This window comes from Micromonospora sp. CB01531 (assembly GCF_001905095.1).
Lineage (GTDB): Bacteria > Actinomycetota > Actinomycetes > Mycobacteriales > Micromonosporaceae > Micromonospora.
Map to the genome: position 1 here is coordinate 1 of NZ_LWLS01000013.1, position 16,973 is coordinate 16,973.

Consider the following 16,973-nt stretch of genomic DNA (forward strand, 5'->3'; position numbering starts at 1 on the left):
CCGCCTCGGCGTGCCGCGCCCCCGCCACGGCCCGGGCGGCCTCCGCCTCGGCCCGCTCGGCCCGCTGCCGGGCCGTGTCCCGTTCGGCGGCCGCCGCCTGGGCGTCCTGGCGGGCGCGGGCGGCGGCCGCGGCAGCGTCCTCGCCGTCGCGGCGGGCGTCGTCGCGTTCGGTGTGCGCGGCCGCGACCTGGGCGGCCGTCTCGGCACGGACCAGGGCGACCTGCCGCTCCACCCCGGCCGGGGACAGCTCGGCGTGCAGCGCCTCGGTGAGGCTCTCGACGATCTGGTCGAGCCGGTCGACCGCCTCCCAGGTGCGGGCCACCTGCCCGGGCAGGCCGGGAGCGTTGCGGTGGCGCATCCGGGAGTTACGGGAAGCCCGCTGGCAGGCGCCGTCGTTGTCCCGGCAGTAGCGGAACGGGCGGCCGGCGCCGGCACGCTGCGGCACCTCCCGTCCACAGTGCGCGCAGGGGCGGGTGTCGGGGGTGGGGTGGGCGTCCATCGGGGCGAAGTGTAGTGACCGGGCCGGGCGGCACGGCGGGCCGCGCCGGCGGCGGGTAGGTTGCCGGACATGCCTGTCTCGCCGTACGTCGCGCGGCTGCGCCAGCACATCGGACACGACCTGCTCATGCTCTACGGGGTCAGCGCGGTGGTGACCGACGACGCCGGGCGGCTGCTGCTGGCCCGCCGCGGCGACAACGGCCGCTGGTCGCTGCCCGCCGGGATGGTCGACCCGGGTGAGCAGCCGGCCGAGGCGCTGCTGCGCGAGGTATACGAGGAGACCGGGGTGCGGGTGGCGATCGAGCGGGTCGGCGGGGTGGCCACCCATCCGGTGCGCTACCCGAACGGCGACACCTGCGAGTACCTCAACGTGTGGTTCCGCTGCCGGGCGGTCGGCGGCGTCGCCACCGCCGACGGCGACGAGTCCGTCGCGGTCGGCTGGTTCGACCGGACCGACCTGCCGGAGCTGGACGACTGGAGCCGGCTGCGGATCGACACGGCGCTGCGCGAACCGGCGCGGGCCTGGTACGCCGCGCCGGGTGAGCGGCACCCGGGGCTCACCGGGCCCGACAACCTCTGACCGTGCGCCGTCCGGCGGCGCCGGCCGCGTGTACCGGTCAGGGGGTGGCGACGGCGGCGCGGGACCGGTCCGCGGCGATGCGGACCGCGAGCCCGGCCAGCACGCTGCCCATCACGTACCGCTGCGCCCGCTCCCACGCCGGCCGGCGGGTCAGGAACGACGACACCGTGCCGGCGGTGAGCACGATCAGCCCGTTGACCGTCAGCGCGATGCTGATCTGGGTCAGCCCCAGCAGCAGGCTCTGCACCGCCACGTGACCGCGCGCCGGGTCGATGAACTGCGGCAGCAGCGACACGTACAGAATGGCGATCTTCGGGTTCAGCAGGTTGGTGACCAGGCCCATGGTGAACAGCCGGCGGGGGCGGTCCGGCGGCAGCGCCGTGGGCGTGAACGCCGACCGGCCGCCCGGGCGCAGCGTCCGCCAGGCCAGCCACAGCAGGTACGCCGCCCCGGCCAGCTTCACCGCCACGTACAGCGGCGGCACCAGCACGAACACCGTGGCGATCCCGGCGACCGCCGCGACCAGGTAGACCAGGAAGCCGGCGGCCACCCCGAGCAGCGAGATCAGCCCGGCCCGCCGGCCCTGGGCGACCGACCGGGACACCAGGTAGACCATGTTCGGGCCGGGGGTGAGCACCAGGCCCAACGCCACCAGGCCGATACCCACCAACGCTCCGGTTGTGACCATGACGCCCCCGTTCCGGTGAATCTGCCGATGACCCTACGCCGGGCGGTCGCGGCCGGAGCCGGTGGACAGTGACCGTCCCACCCGTCGGGCCGGGCTGCTGTGACATCCGGCGGTGCAGGCGTCCAGGACGCCGAAGAAGATGATCGACCCGATTCCGGCGGGCGGGACCGAGGCGCGAGAATGCGGGCATGTCCATGGTCCTGCGCGCCGCCGCCACGGCCACCGCCCCCGCACTCGTGCTCCGGCCGTGGCGCGCCGGCGACGCCGAGGCCCTGCTGGCGGCGTACCGGGACCCGGTGCTGCGCAGCTGGACCCGGTTTCCGGTCACCACCACCGCGGACGCCCGGACGTTCCTGCGCCGGGCCCGGCAGGGCTGGGCGGCCGGCCGCCGGTTCAGCTTCGCCGTGCTGGAGCCGGAGCCGGACGGGGAGCGGCTGGTGGCGAACGTGGTGCTCAAGGAGATCACCCCCGGCCGCCCGTACGCCGAGGTCGGCTACTGGACCGCGGCGCCCGCCCGCGGTCGCGGGGTCGCGCCCCGCGCGGTCACCGCGGTCAGCGACTGGGCCTTCGCCCGCTTCGCCGCCGGCGGGCTGACCCACCTCGAGCTGCTGCACCAGGTGGACAACCTGGCCTCCTGCCGGGTGGCGGAGAAGAGCGGGTACGCCTTCCAGGAGGTGCTGCCCGCCCGGCCCCCGTTCCCCCGTGACGGGCACCGGCACGTGCGCTGGCACCGCTGACCCTGCTGGAGGCCGGGCGGGAATGGTCCGCCACCGGTCGGCGCTGACCTCGCCGGGGAGCGGCGGATACGGTGGGAGCGGGAGGTGACGGCGGTGACAACCAGCTGGGATGCGGCGGTCGAGGCGCAGATCCGCTCGGCCCAGGAGCGCGGCGAGTTCGACAACCTGCCCGGCGCCGGCAAGCCGATCCCCGGGCGGGGTCTGCCCTACGACGAGTCGTGGTGGATCAAGAGCTTCCTGGAGCGCGAGCGGATCCCGGGCGACCTGCTGCTGCCCACCCCCTTGCAGCTGCGACGCCGGGTGGAGCGGCTGCCCGGCGAGGTGCGGGACCTGCCGACCGAGGACTTGGTGCGGGCGGCGGTCACCGCGCTGAACCGGGAGATCGTGGACTTCCTGCGCGCGCCGAGCGGACCCCGGGTGGTGGTCCGCCCCGTCAACGTCGAGGAGACCGTCCGGGTCTGGCGGGAGGAACGCGCACGGGCCGCCGCCGAGCGGATCGCGGCCGCCGCGACGGCGGACAGCGCGGGCGTCCCGGTCCGCGGGCAGCGCCGACGTCGGCGGCTGCCCTGGCGCCGCCGCTGACCCTGCCTCAGCCGAGTGCGGCCCGCCAGGTCCACGCGGTGCGCCGCGGCCGGTCGCCGAGCCGTGCCCGGCCGGTCATCCAGAGCAGCACCGCGACGGGGTCGCCGTCCGGCGCGTCCGGGAACAGCCGGCCCAGCACCCCGGCGCACAGCTGTGGTGGTGGCGACCAGTCCAGCCCGAGGCCGCCGGTGATGTCCCGGCCGTGCAGCAGGGTCTCGGCGACGCCCATCGCCGCGAAGCCGCCCGGGTCGCACGGTCCCCAGTGCCAGGCGCGGCTGCCGGGGGCGGCGGTGTCGACGGCGGCAGCGAGCAACCCGGCGGCCGCGCCGATCACGGTCAGCAGGTGGGCCGGGGTCGCGTCGGCGCGTACCCGCAGGTCGAGGGGGAGGTAGCCGTCGGCCGGCAGGCCGGTCAGCTGCGCCGCGTAGGCGAGCAGGTCGTGGGCGACGTGCGCCGCAGTCGTCCAGCAGGTCCACTCCAGGTCTGCCGCCGGCACGGTCCAGTCGCGGTCCACGGCGGGCCGCAGCACCCGCGTCATCTCGGCGGCGGCGCTGCGGACGTCCGCCGCGGTCATCCCCGGCATGTGTCCTGTGGGCACCGGGCTGATCCTAGTTCCGCGGGGCGTCCTTCACGAACACGATCCCGTCGTTGCTGGCCAGCTGGGCCGGGTCCAGCGGGGCGTAGCCGAACCAGGGGGACACCCGGCGAGCGGGCGTCACGTCGCCGAGAGAATCGGCCAGTCGGCGGGCGTCGACGACGTACCGGTCCTGCGGGAGCGCGTACAGGAGCCCTTCGATGGTGTCCGGGGGTGGGGTCTGCACACCGTGGTGGCGGATCGTGCCGAGCGCCGTGGCCAGGAAGGCGTACGCCTCTTTCAGTTGGAGGCTGACGATCGCCCCGGCGCTCCACCACTGCACCGGTCCCTGCCACATCTGCATCGTGCTCTTGTCCCGCTGCAGATGTGCGTTGTGGGCGTAGACAAGCGCCGGGCTGCGTTCGGCGAGGGCCAAGAGGTTGGCGGCCATCATCGAATCCCGCACGCCGAGCAGCCATGCCATGCGCCTCGGTGCCGTGTCGGCCATCCAGAAGTGGTAGCGCAGCAGGCCGGTGGCGGTGCGCCCGTACATGCGGGCCCGGTCCCAGTCGTCGGGTGAGGACGCCGCGATCAGGTGGGGCGTCTGCGCGTCGAGCAGGGCTACCAGGTCGTCGGCGAGCAGTCGCAGCTGGGTGGCCTCGGGCGTCTGCCCCACGGACTGGGACGGGTCCATCATGGCGGCGGGATTGGTCCACCGGTCGTCCGCGCCGAGCAGACGGTCGAGCGTTTCCGCGGTGCAGCGCAGCAGGTCGGCGTCCACCCGGGCGGTGAGGTAGGAGTGGAGTGCGGTGAGGGCCTGCCGGGGGCTCGCGGCGCCGGTGATCTCCAGCGGGCCGTCGAAACCGGCGAAGCGCACCTGCTCGGACGCGGGCCGGCCGTCGTTGTACGCCCGCATCCAGCGCACCAGTTCACGGTTGGCCGCGAAGGCGCCCCAGTCGTGGCTGAAGCCACGCTCCATGACCTCGTCGAGGGTGCCCGTGCCGGACGTGACGTAGTCGTCCACGACCAAGCCCATCACGCAGTCGCTCTCGATCGAGATGGTCCGGTAGCCCTCCTGCTCGACGAGTTGCCGGAAGAGATCGTTGCGCACCTCGAGCAGAACGTCCTCGCCGTGGGTGGGCTCACCCAGGGCAAGCAGCCGCGGCCGGGCCGGGAGCAATCCCATGACGGTCGCGGCGTCAACGGCATGGGCGGTGTCTGTGATGCCAGCAGTCATGCCATCAACGGTATCGTTGAACCAACTGTTGAAACTTCTCGGCGATATTGGCAGGACAGTGAGACGAAACCTTCAAGACAGCGGTCGGCTGAGGCCGGTTGACCTGGCGCGCGGGCACGGCCTGTCCACGCAGGCGATCAGGAACTACGAGGCGGCGGGCATCCTTCCGGGCGCGGAACGCACCCCGCACGGCTACCGCACCTACACGCCGCTGCACGCGACCGCCCTGCAGGCGTTCCTCGCCCTCGTACCGGGACACGGCCACCAGACGGCCACGTCGATCATGCAGGCGGTCAACCGGGACGCGACCGAGGAAGCGCTTCGGCTCATCGACGAGAGCCACGCCCAACTGCTCGACGACCGCCGCACCCTCCAGGCCGTCGAAGCCGCGCTGCACGACCTCAGTCCCGTACCGCCGGAACGCGGCGACACGTTCGTCGGCCCCCTGTCGAGAAGGCTCGGCATCCGCCCGGCCACCCTGCGCAAATGGGAACGCGCCGGCCTGGTCCAGCCGCGCCGCGATCCGCGGACCGGCTACCGGGTCTACAGCGCGGCCGACGTACGCGACGCCCTGCTGGCCCACCAGCTCAGGCGAGGCGGCTACCTGCTGGAGCAGATCGCCCCGCTGATCGCCCAGGTCCGCTCCGCCGGAGGCGTCGCACCCCTGGAATTGATGCTGCGTGACTGGCGCGCCCGGCTCTCGGCCCGCAGCCGCGCCATGCTCACGGGCGCCGCCGCCCTGGACGCCTACCTTGGCTGCCGACCGGCTCCACCCGGAGGCCGGCCGAATGCCGCACCAGCAGCGCCGGGCCCCCTGCGGCCGGCCGGCTGATCCGTCGTGTCTCCGGTCCCCGCCCGCTGCTGTTAGAGTGGTGGCGACGTTGATCGTTTGTTGAGGAGACCAGACATGGTGGTGGACGACGACATCTCCGGGTGATACCCGGAGCCGACAGGCCACCGGCCCGGCGCGTGGAAGCGCCGCCGACGTGGCCTTGCTGTCGTCCCCTCTTTCCCTGTCTGCCGCCGGGGCAGAAGTGTCTTCCCTGCCCCCTCATCACGAGGTCACCTCCATGTCCGACGTCTCCATCGTCTGCTCGAACCTGTCCTTCAGCTGGCCCGACGACACTCCCGTCTTCCAGGACCTGTCCTTCACCGTCGGCGCCGGCCGCACCGGCCTCGTCGCGCCCAACGGCACCGGCAAGAGCACGCTGCTCAAGCTCATCGCCGGTGAACTGCGGCCCGACACCGGGTCGGTCTCCGTGACCGGCACCCTCGGCTATCTCCCGCAGAGCCTCCCCCTGACGGGCGACCTCACGGTCGCCGAGGTGCTGGGCGTCGCCGCGATCATCCAGGCCATCGACGCCGTGGAGTCCGGGGACGTCGACGAGAAGCACTTCACCACCATCGGCGACGACTGGGACATCGAGGAACGCACCCGCGCCCAGCTCGACCGCCTCGGCCTGGCCGACCTCACCCTGGACCGCAGCCTGAGCACCCTCAGCGGCGGCCAGGTCATCTCCCTCGGTCTCGCCGCCCAGTTGCTGAAGCGGCCCGACGTGCTGCTGCTCGACGAGCCCACCAACAACCTCGACCTCGACGCCCGGCACAAGCTCTACGACGTGCTGGAGGACTTCACCGGCTTGCTGCTCCTGGTCAGCCACGACCGCGCCCTGCTCGACCGCATGGAACGCATCGCCGAACTCGACCGTGGCGAACTGCGCTTCTACGGCGGCAACTTCACCGAGTACGAGGAGACCGTGCGGGCCGAGCAGGAAGCCGCCGAGAAGAACGTCCGCAACGCCGAGCAGGAGCTGAAGCGGGAGAAGCGGGAGATGCAGCAGGCCCGCGAGCGCGCCGAACGCCGGCAGAGCAACGCCGCCCGCAACCTGAAGAGCGCCGGCCTGCCCCGCATCTTCGCCGGCACCATGAAGCGGGGCGCGCAGGAGTCCGCGGGCCGGGCGGGCCAGATGCACGCCAACCGGGTCAGCGAGGCGAAGGCCCGGCTGGACGAGGCCGGGCGTGCGCTGCGCGAGGAACAGAGCATCACGCTGGCCCTGCCGGAGACCAACGTGCCCGCCGGACGCACCCTGTTCCTCGGCGAGCAGCTCCGCGTCCGCCTCGGCGACCGGGACGTGTTCGCCGGCCAGGGCGTCGACCTGACCGTCCGGGGCCCGGAGCGCATCGCGTTGACCGGTCCCAACGGTGCCGGCAAGAGCACCCTGCTGCGTCTGATCAACGGCGACCTGACACCGCAGAGCGGCGAGATCAAGCGGGCCGACGGCCGCATCGCCTACCTCTCGCAGCGCCTCGACCTGCTGGACGTGGACCGTACGGTCGCCGAGAACTTCGCCGACTACGCCCCGCAGCGTCCGGAGGCCGAGCGAATGAACCTGCTCGCCCGCTTCCTCTTCCGGGGGCCCCGCGCCCATCTGCCCGTCGGGGTGCTCTCCGGAGGCGAGCGGCTGCGCGCCACCCTGGCCTGTGTGCTGTGCGCGGAACCAGCTCCGCACCTGCTGCTCCTAGACGAGCCGACGAACAACCTCGACCTGGTCAGCGCGGGCCAGTTGGAGAGCGCCCTGAACTCGTACCAGGGGGCCTTCGTGGTGGTCAGCCACGACGAACGGTTCCTGCGCGACATCGGCGTGAACCGGTGGCTGCGGCTGGCCGACGGCGTGCTGAAGGAGACGGGGGCCCCTGAGGTGTGAGCCGCCGGCGTGTCGACCTGGCCCGTGTCCGAGGCATACCGCCCCGCGGGCCGCGCACCGATCACGTTGGACGGATCCCATGCCTCAGCCCGCTCTGCTCGCCCACGACCTCGTCCACACCCTCGGCGACCGACGGGTGCTCGACGGTGTCTCCCTGACCGCCTCGCCCGGGCACCGCATCGGGTTGATCGGGGAGAACGGCGTCGGCAAGTCGACCCTGCTGCGCCTGCTGGCCGGGACGGACCAGCCCCACGCCGGCAGCGTCACGCGCCCACCCGACCTGGGCTTTCTCCAGCAGGAGATGCCCTACGACACCGGCGCGACGATCGCCGACGTACTCGACGACGCCCTGCGCGAGGCCAGGGAGGACCTCGCCGAGCTGGACCGGCTCACCGATCAGCTCGCGCGGACCGCGCAGGACGCGGCCGAGTACCCCGGTCTGCTCGACGCGTACGGCGTCCGGCTCGAACAGGCCCAGGAACGGGAGGCCTGGGACGCCGACCGGCGTGCCGCGCTCGTGCTCGACGGCCTCGCCCTCGGCAGCTTCGGCCACGACCGGACGCTCGGGTCGCTGTCCGGCGGGCAGCGCGGCCGGCTCGCGCTGGCCGCGCTGCTGGTCCGGCGACCCTCCGCGCTGCTGCTGGACGAACCGACCAACCATCTCGACGACCGTGCCGCCGCCTTCGTCGAGGAGCAACTGCGTACCCTGCCCGGGGTCGTCGTGGTGGCCAGCCACGATCGGGCCTTTCTGGACGCCGTGTGCACGGACCTGATCGACCTCGACCCGGCGATGCATGGCCCGGTCCGCTACGGCGGCAACTACAGCGCCTACCTGGCCGAGAAACGTGCCGAGCGGGACCGCTGGGAGCGCCGCTGGGCCGAGGAACAGGAAGAACTGGTGGCGCTGCGGGTCTCCGCCGAGGTCACCGCGCACCGCGTCGCACCGGACCGGAGGCCGCGCGACAACGAGAAGATGGGCTACGGCCACCGCGCCGGCCGGGTGCAGAGCCAGATCTCCCGCCGGGTGCGCAACGCCACCCGACGCCTGGAGGAGCTGGAGCGCGCCCAGGTCGGCGAGCCGCCGAAGCCCCTGCGGTTCGAGAGCACGGCACTCGCCGCACCCGCGGCGGAAGGCGACGGTCCGCTGGTGTCCCTGGCTGACGTACGGGTGCCGGGCCGGCTCGCACCGGTGAGTGCCGAGGTGTCGGCGACCGACCGTCTGCTGGTCACCGGGGGGAACGGGGCGGGGAAGTCAACCCTGCTGGCCGTGCTCGCCGGGCGGCTCACACCCGAGGGTGAGGTGCGGCGGCGGCGCGGGCTGACCGTGGGACTGCTCGCCCAGAACACCGTGTTCGACCGGTCGGACCGGTCCGTTCGGGCCACCTATGAGCTGGTGCTGGGCGCCGAGCGGGCCGAGGCGGTGCCGCTGGGCTCGCTGGGCCTGATGCACGACGCGGACCTGGACAAGCCGGTCGGCCGGCTCTCGGTGGGGCAGCGCCGACGTCTCGCGCTGGCGCTGCTGGTGGCGCGACCGCCGCAGTTGCTGCTGCTCGACGAACCCACCAACCACCTGTCCCCGCGCCTGTGCGACGAGTTGGAGGCGGCGCTGGGCGGCGGCCCCGGCGCGATCGTGCTGGCCAGCCACGACCGCTGGCTGCGCAAGCGCTGGCAGGGGCGGGAGTTCCGGCTCGGCTCCGACCACGAGCGCTCGGACAGTGCGGGTCACAAGCTGCTCGCCCGCGTAACGCCGCCACACCCGCAGGGAGTCGGCCGGAACGGATAGCAGCGTCTGCCGGGGACGTTGTCGGGTGTCCTGGATCGTTGTCGTGTCGGGTGTCGAGAATGTGGCGCTGGCTCCGTCCCAGGGACACGAGCGGCCACGACGGGCCGCGTGTGGAAGAAGGAGGACCACCATGAAGTACCTGCTGCTGAAGCACTACCGCGGCGCCCCGGCTCCGGTCAACGACGTGCCGATGGACCAGTGGACGCCGGAGGAGGTCGACGCGCACGTGCAGTTCATGCGCGACTTCGCAGCCCGCTTGGAGGGAACGGGTGAGTTCGTCGACGGACAGGCACTGTCGCCCGAGGGCGCGTTCGTGCGATATGACGGCGAGGGGCGCCCACCGGTGACCGATGGTCCGTTCGCCGAGACCAAGGACCTCATCGCCGGCTGGATGATCATCGACGTGGAGTCCTGGGACCGCGCCGTCCAGCTGGCGGGGGAGCTGTCCGCCGCTCCCGGGGCCGGCGGCGAGCCGATCCACGAGTGGCTCGAGGTGCGACCGTTTCTCACCGAGGCCCCCACGGTGACCGAGTGAACGAGTCGCTGCTGCGGGAACTCGTGCCCGCGGTGATCGGTGTCCTCGTCCGGCGCGGAGCGGACTTCGCGTCGGCCGAGGATGCCGTGCAGGAGGCCCTGATCCGGGCGCTGGACACCTGGCCGGATGATCCACCGCGCGATCCGAAGGCATGGCTCGTCGCCGTCGGGTGGCGCAGGTTCCTCGACGCCGCCCGCGCCGAGGCGTCGCGGCGAGGACGGGAACTCGCCGTGGAGGTCGAGCCTCCCGCCGGTCCGGCGCCCGCCACGGACGACACGCTGCGGCTCTACTTCCTGTGTGCGCACCCCACCCTGCCGCGGGCCTCGGCCGTCGCCTTGACGCTGCGCGCGGTCGGTGGCCTGACCACTCGGCAGATCGCGGCGGCATACCTCGTCCCCGAGGCGACCATGGCGCAGCGGATCAGCCGGGCCAAGCGGCGGATCGCGGGGCTGCCGCTCGACCAGCCCGGCGATCTCGGGACGGTACTACGGGTGCTCTACCTCGTCTTCAACGAGGGGTACGGCGGAAACGTCGACCTGGCGGCCGAGGCGATCCGCCTCACCCGCCAGCTGATCGCCTTGACCGACGAGCCCGAGGTGGCGGGGCTGCTCGCGCTCATGCTGCTGCACCATGCGCGCCGCGCGTCCCGCACCGGCCCCGGAGGTCGCCTGGTGCCGCTCGGTGAGCAGGACCGATCGCGTTGGGACACCGGCCTGATCACCGAGGGGGTGACGATATTGCAGGCCGCGCTGGCCCGCGACCGGCTCGGCGAATACCAGGCACAGGCCGCGATCGCCGCCCTGCACGCGGACGCCCGGAGCACCTTCGAGACGGACTGGGTGCAGATCGTGGAGTGGTACGACGAACTGCTGCTCCTCACCGGCAGCCCGGTGGTGCGGCTCAACCGGGCAGTGGCCGTCGGGGAGGCCGACGGACCGCAGGCCGGCCTGGCGGCGCTGGCTGACGTGGATCCCGACCTGCCCCGTTACGCCGCGGTGACGGCATACCTGCACGAACGCGCCGGCGACCTCGAGCACGCCGCCGAACTTTATGCCGAGGCCTCCCGCGCCGCCACCAGCGTGCCGGAGCGCGACCACCTCACTCGAGAGGCCGCACGGGTGCGGCAACTGCTGCGGCCGTGAGTGCGGCATGGGGGTTACATCGGAACGGAACCCAGCGGTAAGCCCTTTCGGGGACCATGTGCCGGGTTACCTGGTGCCAGAGCCGTCAGCGGTCGCGGTTTCGGGGCGTGGAGCCGGGCGGGCCGGGTGGCCCGCCGCGGCTATACCCCCGCTAGTCCCCGGCCATCACGGCAAAGGTGAACCCGGCGTTCGTCGGACGCCGCAGCGGAATGTCGCACTTGATCCGGCGCAGTACCTCGTTTCTGCTGAGGCCGAGCCCTTGCGCGATGAGCCGTTCCGGGCGCACCGGCACCGGATCCGCGAAGAGGACCTCCACCTGGACCGGCCACGCCTCGTCGAGCCACGCCGAAGGGGTGTCAAGCCGCCAAGCCCCCGTCCAGTCCAGGGTGAAGCGGTTGCGCCGGGCGAGCAGCGGATCCAACAGCCGGGACGCCACCAGTTCCGGATCGTTGACGTAGTAGCCGTGGAGCTCGGCCGGATCGAAGGATCTGACCGGGGCTCGCTCATGCACGGTGAGCTTGCTCGTTCGATCGCAGGATACGCAGCGGACCAGCAGCCACACGTCCAGCAGCTTGCCGTTGGCATTGACGCGGAACCTGCCCTCGCCGGTGGTGGCCGACTCCGACCGGCAGTCCACGCACCGCAACGACAGCAGAGGCAGCCTGGTCCGACGAACGACCCAGGGCAGCACGGTATGAGGTTGTGAAGACATGATCTCTCTAGACCTGATCTCGCTAGAGCTGACACGAGGCCGATAACGCGCGACCTCAAACGCTGTATGACCGGGCGCCCAAGGGCAGACCGGCAGAGCCGACGGGAGCGTCGGCTACAGGTGAGCGGAAGAACGTGTCAGGTCTAAAGAGCAGGCGGGGTCACGCGGTTTTGTCCTCTGTCCTCACTGCGACGGGCCGCAGGCAACCTACGGGAACGCGGAAGGAAGGCTCAAACGGTTTTCGGACCGAAAACTCCTCAGTGCTACCGGGACCCCTCAGTGGCGAAGGTGATGGTGCCGTCGAACCCGGCGAGGCACGTCCACGACACATCGCCCTGGCCGACGTCGGCGCCGGTGGCACCGAGAGCCCCCAGCCGGGCCACCTCCGCCGCTTGATCATCACCGGGATACGGCATCAGGTCGAGATGGACGGGGTTCCACACGGTCTTCACGCCGGGCCTGCGAAGGAACTCCAGATCCGGCCCGACACCCTTGGCCGAACGCAGCACCGCATGATCATCGATTACCTTGTGCAGGGTCCAGCCACGCTGGACGTCCGGTGACCCGGTGCGGAACGAGCAGTTGGTTCCAGGCCCGGACCTGAGCGTGGTGGTCCGACCACGCGTCCCACACCGAGCGAGCCCACTCGGCGGCCAAGGCCGCGTACTGGCTGTGTGGCGCCGCGAGGAGGTGCCGCTGCGTCAGGACTCCATCCAGATCCGGTGCCGGCAGGGGCGTGAAGATGTCCGGACGAGTCCGGATCATCTCCTGGTGCAGGATCGACCCCTCCGAGACCGGCTGCCCGCACTCGAGGTAGAGGTCCATGGTCATCAGGCACAGCGCCGTGGCCTGCACCCCGATCCGAGTGCTCGGGTCCGCGTGCAGGCACGCGTAGGCATCGACGACATACTGCCTGTACCCCAGCAGGTCCGGCGCGTAGAACGCCGCCTGCACCGCGCCGGCCTCGGCCACGCACTCCCCGGTCGCAGCCCGGTTGGGCACGACCGGCAGACCTCGGTCGGTGTGGGTCAGGCCGCATCCGGGGCAGGTGATCAGGCTCATGTCGCCTCCAAGGGCAACGCGTCGAGGGTCTGAACGTACGGTGGCGCGTCGGGGGTCACGGCTGCCCCGCCTGCCGCCGACGTTGACGTGGTGGTCGAAGTGCGTGAGCACGCCGGAGGTGCATCGGACGCACAGCGCTCGGTACTGCGTGGGGCGTCCGGTACCTCATAGGGCCTCCAACAGGGCGTCGGTCCACACCCGGACTGTGGCGTGTTGATGCTGCCAGGCGGACCAGACGCAGCCCGGCCAGTCCGCGAGGCTCGGGCCGAACTCGTCGTCGGGTAGGTTCCAGAGCACCGCGACAGTCAGTTCCCCGTAGTCATCAGGCGGCGTGAGCAGGGGCCAGTCGTCCATGCCAAGTGTGGGCAGGACGGTGGCGCTGACGCGCGGGCGCAATCGCTGCAGCTGTACGGCGGTGATGCCGCGCTCGATGCGCGCACACAGCGCGACCAGGTGCACGGCTATCGAGGAACGCTGACGCCGGTCGTTGTCGGCGCCTCCCGTGTGCTGGGTTGCGAAGCAGTCGACGTGAGACGGTTGCGCCGCGGCCGGGCTCAGCGCCAGCAGGCGGATGGTCAGCTCGCCGTACAGCCGCCAGCACGCGGGCGCAGACTCCATGTACGGATGCCTCGGCCCACCCTCGACCGGTACCAGGCCCCCACAACCACAACGTTCCATGGCAACCAACGTAGAGCCGCACGTCGCGTCAGGGTCAACCCCATCATCCCAACGGAGTCGGCGCGGTTCGTGACACGTTCGTTGGCGAAGCTCCCCAGCTTCCGGCACGGATTATCGGATTGGAGTTACCGATAATCCGCTAATACAAACGGACGGATCGGGACAAGCTGCTAGTACATCATAATGACAGTTCTTTGGCGTAATGAATGGGGATGGTGTAAATCGACCTCGCATCGGGGGTGCCGGCCTGGGCATGCGTGGCCGTTGTAGGGCCGCCGATCAAGTGAGATTTCTCGGCAGGATGTCAGTGCCGGCTTCTCATCTTCTGTCAGCAGCGCCGACACTGTCACTTTTCGCCTGATTACTGCCGATCGCGTTGTCCCCGAGCGACGGACGCGCCGAACGTACGGGGCCGCACCCAGAGAGGCGGGCGCAGCGCCGTTCGCTTGGGAGGCCTACCCGTCGTCCAGCGCTTCTCGCCCGTGTCAGTGATTTCCCACGAACGTCAGTGGGTGAAAAAGCGCGCTGCCAGCGGGGCCCCTCGTCAAGCAACTGAAGACGTGGCCGAGCCTGAGGCAGCGGCTCGCGCGCCTCGAACGCGGGTCGACCGAGCCGAAACTCGCTCCAGATCTGGGAGCTAGGGACGATGAACTCGTCAGGCTCTCCGGCCTGGTGGCCAGGGCTGACGCCATACAGGCGTATGAGCGCTTGGCCGATCTGCCCGGCCCTCCGGCCGATCTGCCACTGACATCGACGGCCGAACTCATCACCAGGATGGCGGCCGCAGAATCGGCAGAGGCCTTGGCTGGTCAGGCCCCCACCGGGCCAAGGAGCTGAAGAAGACCTCTGTGCGGGCCGTGGTGGAAAGCCTCGAACTGCGGCAGCATTTGCGGAACATGGTCGGCGCCCACCAAACCAATGGGCCGCAAGTCTTCCGTTGTCCGACGCTGTGGCATTCGCCGAGGATGTTGCGGACCTCCTCGACGCCATGTACTGCACGACTTGCGAGGGGTGGGTCACCCGCAATAACCAAGTGACGGCATGCCGCTGCGGGATGGTCGCGCTACGGCTTGCATAGTTCAAGATCAGTCTATGCTCGGGTTAGTTCCTCCTGCAACACTGCGGATCATTGCTTACACGCTGGCGCGCCGGCCTGCAGAAAAGACCGCTCGCCGCTCGCCGCTCGCCGCTCGGCCAGCGAAGGGGCAACCGTTGGCCGCAGCCAACGGAAGGCCGGTCGCAGCAGCAACGTCCTCCCATCGGCTAGAGGCGGATGCGCCACACGGTCGGCGCTGGTCCTCTGGTAACGGAACGTCACGATGGCCGTTGCGCGCGGTGTGGCGCTGTGGCGACGGGGCGATCCGCGGCCTGCGAGCCGGGTCGCAGTAACCGCGGACATCCTGGCGCAGCTAATCAACAGCCGAGTGGGTGCACCGGCCAGACCGGCGGTTGCGGCGGTAACGCGTGGCCAGCCGAAGCAGTTTTGCCTGACCCAGGGTCGTGTAGGTCGGGGCGAAGACCTTCCTGGGCGAGGAGCGGTTGATGGAAGCTCCACCCCACGCCCGGAGGTCTTCGCCTGTCAAGCACCCCGCAGATCGGGTCGACTAGCACCCGATCTTGGTCGGCGAGTAGGCCCAGACATACTTGCCTTGGTACTCCACATATCCCTGCGCGCCGACGCAGTTGTTGGGTGCGTACACCTTCACCGGGCCCGCGTAATAGGCGTAAGTGCCTAGGGACCGGTCCTCCGTCTCGGCCCAGCACAGGTCTGGCCCTGTCCCGTTGGCGCACCGCTTGAGATACACATATGTCTGGCTGGCAACCCCGTAGGTCGGGCCGAGGTGGTTGAACCGCGCGCAGTTGTAACCCGTGCTGGAGTTGTAGTAGGTGACCAGCTCTCCGACCGTCACGCCCGACGAGGTGCGCGCGACAGACCGGTTGATCAGGTACCCACTGCAGTCCGCAGCCTGGGCGCTCTGGGCGCCGATGCCGATGGTGGCGGTGCAGAGGAGCAACGCCAACGCAAGTACTTGTGAGAGTCGACGCACGTGTCTAGTGCCCTTTCGCTCTGTCCGGCGTTAGCGCCGGTGTGCAGTGTGGTGGACGGATCGGAACACCCTTGGCGCGAGGCGGTCAATGGTGTTTGCAGGGTCGTGCAACTGACCTTGACGGCACGAGCCCGAGTCCGCTAATCGGCGCGCCTGCGTCCACCGGCTCTTGGCCAACCCCTTCTCAAACTGCACGATGAGGGGCGACATTGGCCCGACAGGCCGGTCGGGGCGAGTACGAGGCAACCCGGAGGGTTCGTGCTGGATAGCGGCAGGCAATTGGACGCAGACCGCGAGTCGATGATCGCGGAACTGTGGGCGACCATCGCGGTCAAGGTGCTCGAGATGTCCGTGGCGGCACGCCGCGGACGCGCTCCCGACGGGTTCAGGCTGCTGGGAGAGGGCGACAACCGGATCCAGGAAGCCTTCGGTGCCCTGGAACCTCGCTGCCGCGCCTCCGCCCTGGCGCTCCAGCGACGCCCACCGTTCGATCCCGAGGACCGCGGTGGCCGCCTCGACCGGGAATCGATGCGGCGCGGTGTGCGAATCGAGGCGATCGCGTCGGAGCACGCGGGGCTGGCCAACCCCTTCCTGCGCGCGACCCAGCCCCACGCACGGTGCGGACCGGTGATGGGGTCGGCACTGCTTCTCGACCGCGCCTGCGCCGTGCTGCCCGGCATGCCGACAGGCGCCGGGGCCAGCACCGCATGGATAGTGACCCGCCCCGACCTCGTCCGCATGGTGTGCCAGCTGTGGGACATTACGTACGCCGCATCCGTACCCGCACTGCGCAGCCCGTGGCCGGCCCTGACGTCGCGGCAGCTCGCCGTGGCGCAGCGCGCTGCCCGAGGGTGGACGCGGGCTGCGATCGCTCGGGACCTCGGGGTGTCGGTCCGAACCGTCGCTGGGGAACTGCACGAGCTCAAACCACTGCTGCCGCTCCTGTGATAGTCGCCCGCGCACCGAACCGAGGTGCCTCAAGGTGGCGTGAATGTTGAGGCAGCGATGCAAGGGCTACCTGCTCGTCGCGGCTTTGAGCGACTCACCACTGACGAGCGTCGCCATCGACTCCGAGGCGATGGCCCGGTACGCCGCGACGGTGCTACTGCGCCGCCTCGACGACCGTCCGGCGCCCGGCCGCGCAGGGCCGGCCGCCGCGCGGCTCGTCCATGGAGACTTTGTGAGGCGCGACCGAGCACGAGGAGACCGGGTGCTGGCCTGCCTGTACATCATCGACTCCGGCGCTCTCACCGCCGCTGGCCTGGTCTAGCGGTTTCGCGTCAGCCCGGCGTCGGTCTAGCACGCCGTCGCCTTCCTCGAACAGCAGGGAATGCTCAGGCGGGAACGGGCTCCCGGCGCGCGCAACGGCTTCGCGTCGAAGCGCGCCCGATAGGCCGGACCCGGGAGACTGA

Annotated in this window: 18 protein-coding genes and 1 pseudogene; 10 read left to right on the plus strand and 9 right to left on the minus strand. The window is 71.0% G+C overall.

Annotation, left to right across the window (positions count from 1 at the left end; genetic code table 11):
- Window positions 1-499 (minus strand): annotated as a pseudogene (locus tag A6A27_RS04000) (hypothetical protein); the annotation flags it as partial.
- A 69-nt stretch (window positions 500-568) separates the two neighbouring features.
- Between A6A27_RS04000 and A6A27_RS04005 the strand changes: the two are divergent.
- Complete coding sequence (locus A6A27_RS04005) at window positions 569-1,078, plus strand: NUDIX hydrolase (protein ID WP_073833035.1); 510 nt, start codon at window positions 569-571, stop codon at window positions 1,076-1,078.
- A 37-nt stretch (window positions 1,079-1,115) separates the two neighbouring features.
- Here A6A27_RS04005 and A6A27_RS04010 read toward each other — a convergent pair whose 3' ends face one another.
- Window positions 1,116-1,766: a LysE family translocator gene (locus tag A6A27_RS04010; protein ID WP_073833036.1), complete on the minus strand. Its 651-nt coding sequence runs from the start codon at window positions 1,764-1,766 to the stop codon at window positions 1,116-1,118.
- Between the two features lie 188 nt (window positions 1,767-1,954).
- On the opposite strand from A6A27_RS04010, the gene A6A27_RS04015 reads away from it, so the two are divergent.
- Both A6A27_RS04015 and A6A27_RS04020 read left to right on the plus strand, forming a co-directional pair.
- Window positions 1,955-2,503 (plus strand): GNAT family N-acetyltransferase, encoded by a 549-nt coding sequence (locus tag A6A27_RS04015; protein WP_073833038.1) that lies wholly within the window; start codon window positions 1,955-1,957, stop codon window positions 2,501-2,503.
- A gap of 93 nt (window positions 2,504-2,596) precedes the next feature.
- Complete coding sequence (locus A6A27_RS04020; RefSeq protein ID WP_073833270.1) at window positions 2,597-3,085, plus strand: J-domain-containing protein; 489 nt, start codon at window positions 2,597-2,599, stop codon at window positions 3,083-3,085.
- Between the two features lie 7 nt (window positions 3,086-3,092).
- Here A6A27_RS04020 and A6A27_RS04025 read toward each other — a convergent pair whose 3' ends face one another.
- Both A6A27_RS04025 and A6A27_RS04030 read right to left on the minus strand, forming a co-directional pair.
- Window positions 3,093-3,659, minus strand: a complete 567-nt coding sequence (locus A6A27_RS04025; protein WP_073833040.1) for a maleylpyruvate isomerase N-terminal domain-containing protein — start codon at window positions 3,657-3,659, stop codon at window positions 3,093-3,095.
- A gap of 34 nt (window positions 3,660-3,693) precedes the next feature.
- Window positions 3,694-4,896 carry an erythromycin esterase family protein gene (locus A6A27_RS04030; RefSeq protein ID WP_073833042.1) on the minus strand — a complete coding sequence of 401 codons (1,203 nt, stop codon included), beginning with the start codon at window positions 4,894-4,896 and terminating at the stop codon, window positions 3,694-3,696.
- Window positions 4,897-4,954: 58 nt separating this feature from the next.
- Between A6A27_RS04030 and A6A27_RS04035 the strand changes: the two genes are divergently transcribed.
- The 5 genes from A6A27_RS04035 to A6A27_RS04055 all read left to right on the plus strand — a co-directional run bounded on the left by A6A27_RS04035 (window position 4,955) and on the right by A6A27_RS04055 (window position 11,061).
- A complete protein-coding gene (locus tag A6A27_RS04035) occupies window positions 4,955-5,728 on the plus strand; it encodes a TioE family transcriptional regulator (RefSeq protein WP_073833044.1) in 774 nt (257 codons plus the stop codon).
- Between the two features lie 238 nt (window positions 5,729-5,966).
- Complete coding sequence (gene abc-f, locus A6A27_RS04040; protein WP_073833045.1) at window positions 5,967-7,601, plus strand: ribosomal protection-like ABC-F family protein; 1,635 nt, start codon at window positions 5,967-5,969, stop codon at window positions 7,599-7,601.
- A 79-nt stretch (window positions 7,602-7,680) separates the two neighbouring features.
- A complete protein-coding gene (locus A6A27_RS04045; RefSeq protein ID WP_073833047.1) occupies window positions 7,681-9,384 on the plus strand; it encodes an ABC-F family ATP-binding cassette domain-containing protein in 1,704 nt (567 codons plus the stop codon).
- Between the two features lie 130 nt (window positions 9,385-9,514).
- Window positions 9,515-9,919 carry a YciI family protein gene (locus tag A6A27_RS04050; protein ID WP_073833048.1) on the plus strand — a complete coding sequence of 135 codons (405 nt, stop codon included), beginning with the start codon at window positions 9,515-9,517 and terminating at the stop codon, window positions 9,917-9,919.
- Complete coding sequence (locus A6A27_RS04055; protein ID WP_073833050.1) at window positions 9,916-11,061, plus strand: RNA polymerase sigma factor; 1,146 nt, start codon at window positions 9,916-9,918, stop codon at window positions 11,059-11,061. The genes A6A27_RS04050 and A6A27_RS04055 overlap by 4 nt, the downstream gene beginning before the upstream one ends.
- A gap of 151 nt (window positions 11,062-11,212) precedes the next feature.
- On the opposite strand, the gene A6A27_RS04060 is transcribed toward A6A27_RS04055, so the two are convergent.
- The 5 genes from A6A27_RS04060 to A6A27_RS04080 all read right to left on the minus strand — a co-directional run bounded on the left by A6A27_RS04060 (window position 11,213) and on the right by A6A27_RS04080 (window position 15,534).
- Window positions 11,213-11,698 (minus strand): DUF1062 domain-containing protein, encoded by a 486-nt coding sequence (locus tag A6A27_RS04060; protein ID WP_241825060.1) that lies wholly within the window; start codon window positions 11,696-11,698, stop codon window positions 11,213-11,215.
- Between the two features lie 338 nt (window positions 11,699-12,036).
- Entirely contained in the window at window positions 12,037-12,282 is a 246-nt protein-coding gene (locus A6A27_RS04065) for a VOC family protein (protein ID WP_241825061.1), read from the minus strand.
- Window positions 12,283-12,289: 7 nt separating this feature from the next.
- A complete protein-coding gene (locus tag A6A27_RS04070) occupies window positions 12,290-12,835 on the minus strand; it encodes a DUF5946 family protein (RefSeq protein WP_073833054.1) in 546 nt (181 codons plus the stop codon).
- 165 nt (window positions 12,836-13,000) lie between these two features.
- Window positions 13,001-13,513, minus strand: a complete 513-nt coding sequence (locus A6A27_RS04075) for a DUF5946 family protein (protein WP_274534519.1) — start codon at window positions 13,511-13,513, stop codon at window positions 13,001-13,003.
- A 1,604-nt stretch (window positions 13,514-15,117) separates the two neighbouring features.
- Window positions 15,118-15,534 carry a hypothetical protein gene (locus A6A27_RS04080; protein ID WP_083672411.1) on the minus strand — a complete coding sequence of 139 codons (417 nt, stop codon included), beginning with the start codon at window positions 15,532-15,534 and terminating at the stop codon, window positions 15,118-15,120.
- Window positions 15,535-15,819: 285 nt separating this feature from the next.
- On the opposite strand from A6A27_RS04080, the gene A6A27_RS04085 reads away from it, so the two are divergent.
- Together A6A27_RS04085 and A6A27_RS44815 are read left to right on the plus strand one after the other, a co-directional pair.
- Complete coding sequence (locus tag A6A27_RS04085; protein ID WP_143193871.1) at window positions 15,820-16,509, plus strand: helix-turn-helix transcriptional regulator; 690 nt, start codon at window positions 15,820-15,822, stop codon at window positions 16,507-16,509.
- Window positions 16,510-16,552: 43 nt separating this feature from the next.
- Window positions 16,553-16,831: a substrate-binding domain-containing protein gene (locus tag A6A27_RS44815; protein WP_073833061.1), complete on the plus strand. Its 279-nt coding sequence runs from the start codon at window positions 16,553-16,555 to the stop codon at window positions 16,829-16,831.
- Window positions 16,832-16,973: the final 142 nt, after the last annotated feature.

Excerpts from the sequence above, each read along its gene's own strand:
- A6A27_RS04005 (WP_073833035.1), top strand. The coding sequence starts at position 569 with ATGCCTGTCTCGCCGTACGTCGCGCGGCTGCGCCAGCACATCGGACAC.
- A6A27_RS04010 (WP_073833036.1), bottom strand. The coding sequence starts at position 1,766 with ATGGTCACAACCGGAGCGTTGGTGGGTATCGGCCTGGTGGCGTTGGGC.
- A6A27_RS04015 (WP_073833038.1), top strand. The coding sequence starts at position 1,955 with ATGTCCATGGTCCTGCGCGCCGCCGCCACGGCCACCGCCCCCGCACTC.
- A6A27_RS04025 (WP_073833040.1), bottom strand. The coding sequence starts at position 3,659 with ATGACCGCGGCGGACGTCCGCAGCGCCGCCGCCGAGATGACGCGGGTG.
- A6A27_RS04030 (WP_073833042.1), bottom strand. The coding sequence starts at position 4,896 with ATGACTGCTGGCATCACAGACACCGCCCATGCCGTTGACGCCGCGACC.
- abc-f (WP_073833045.1), top strand. The coding sequence starts at position 5,967 with ATGTCCGACGTCTCCATCGTCTGCTCGAACCTGTCCTTCAGCTGGCCC.
- A6A27_RS04045 (WP_073833047.1), top strand. The coding sequence starts at position 7,681 with ATGCCTCAGCCCGCTCTGCTCGCCCACGACCTCGTCCACACCCTCGGC.
- A6A27_RS04050 (WP_073833048.1), top strand. The coding sequence starts at position 9,515 with ATGAAGTACCTGCTGCTGAAGCACTACCGCGGCGCCCCGGCTCCGGTC.
- A6A27_RS04070 (WP_073833054.1), bottom strand. The coding sequence starts at position 12,835 with ATGAGCCTGATCACCTGCCCCGGATGCGGCCTGACCCACACCGACCGA.
- A6A27_RS04075 (WP_274534519.1), bottom strand. The coding sequence starts at position 13,513 with ATGGAACGTTGTGGTTGTGGGGGCCTGGTACCGGTCGAGGGTGGGCCG.
- A6A27_RS44815 (WP_073833061.1), top strand. The coding sequence starts at position 16,553 with ATGTTGAGGCAGCGATGCAAGGGCTACCTGCTCGTCGCGGCTTTGAGC.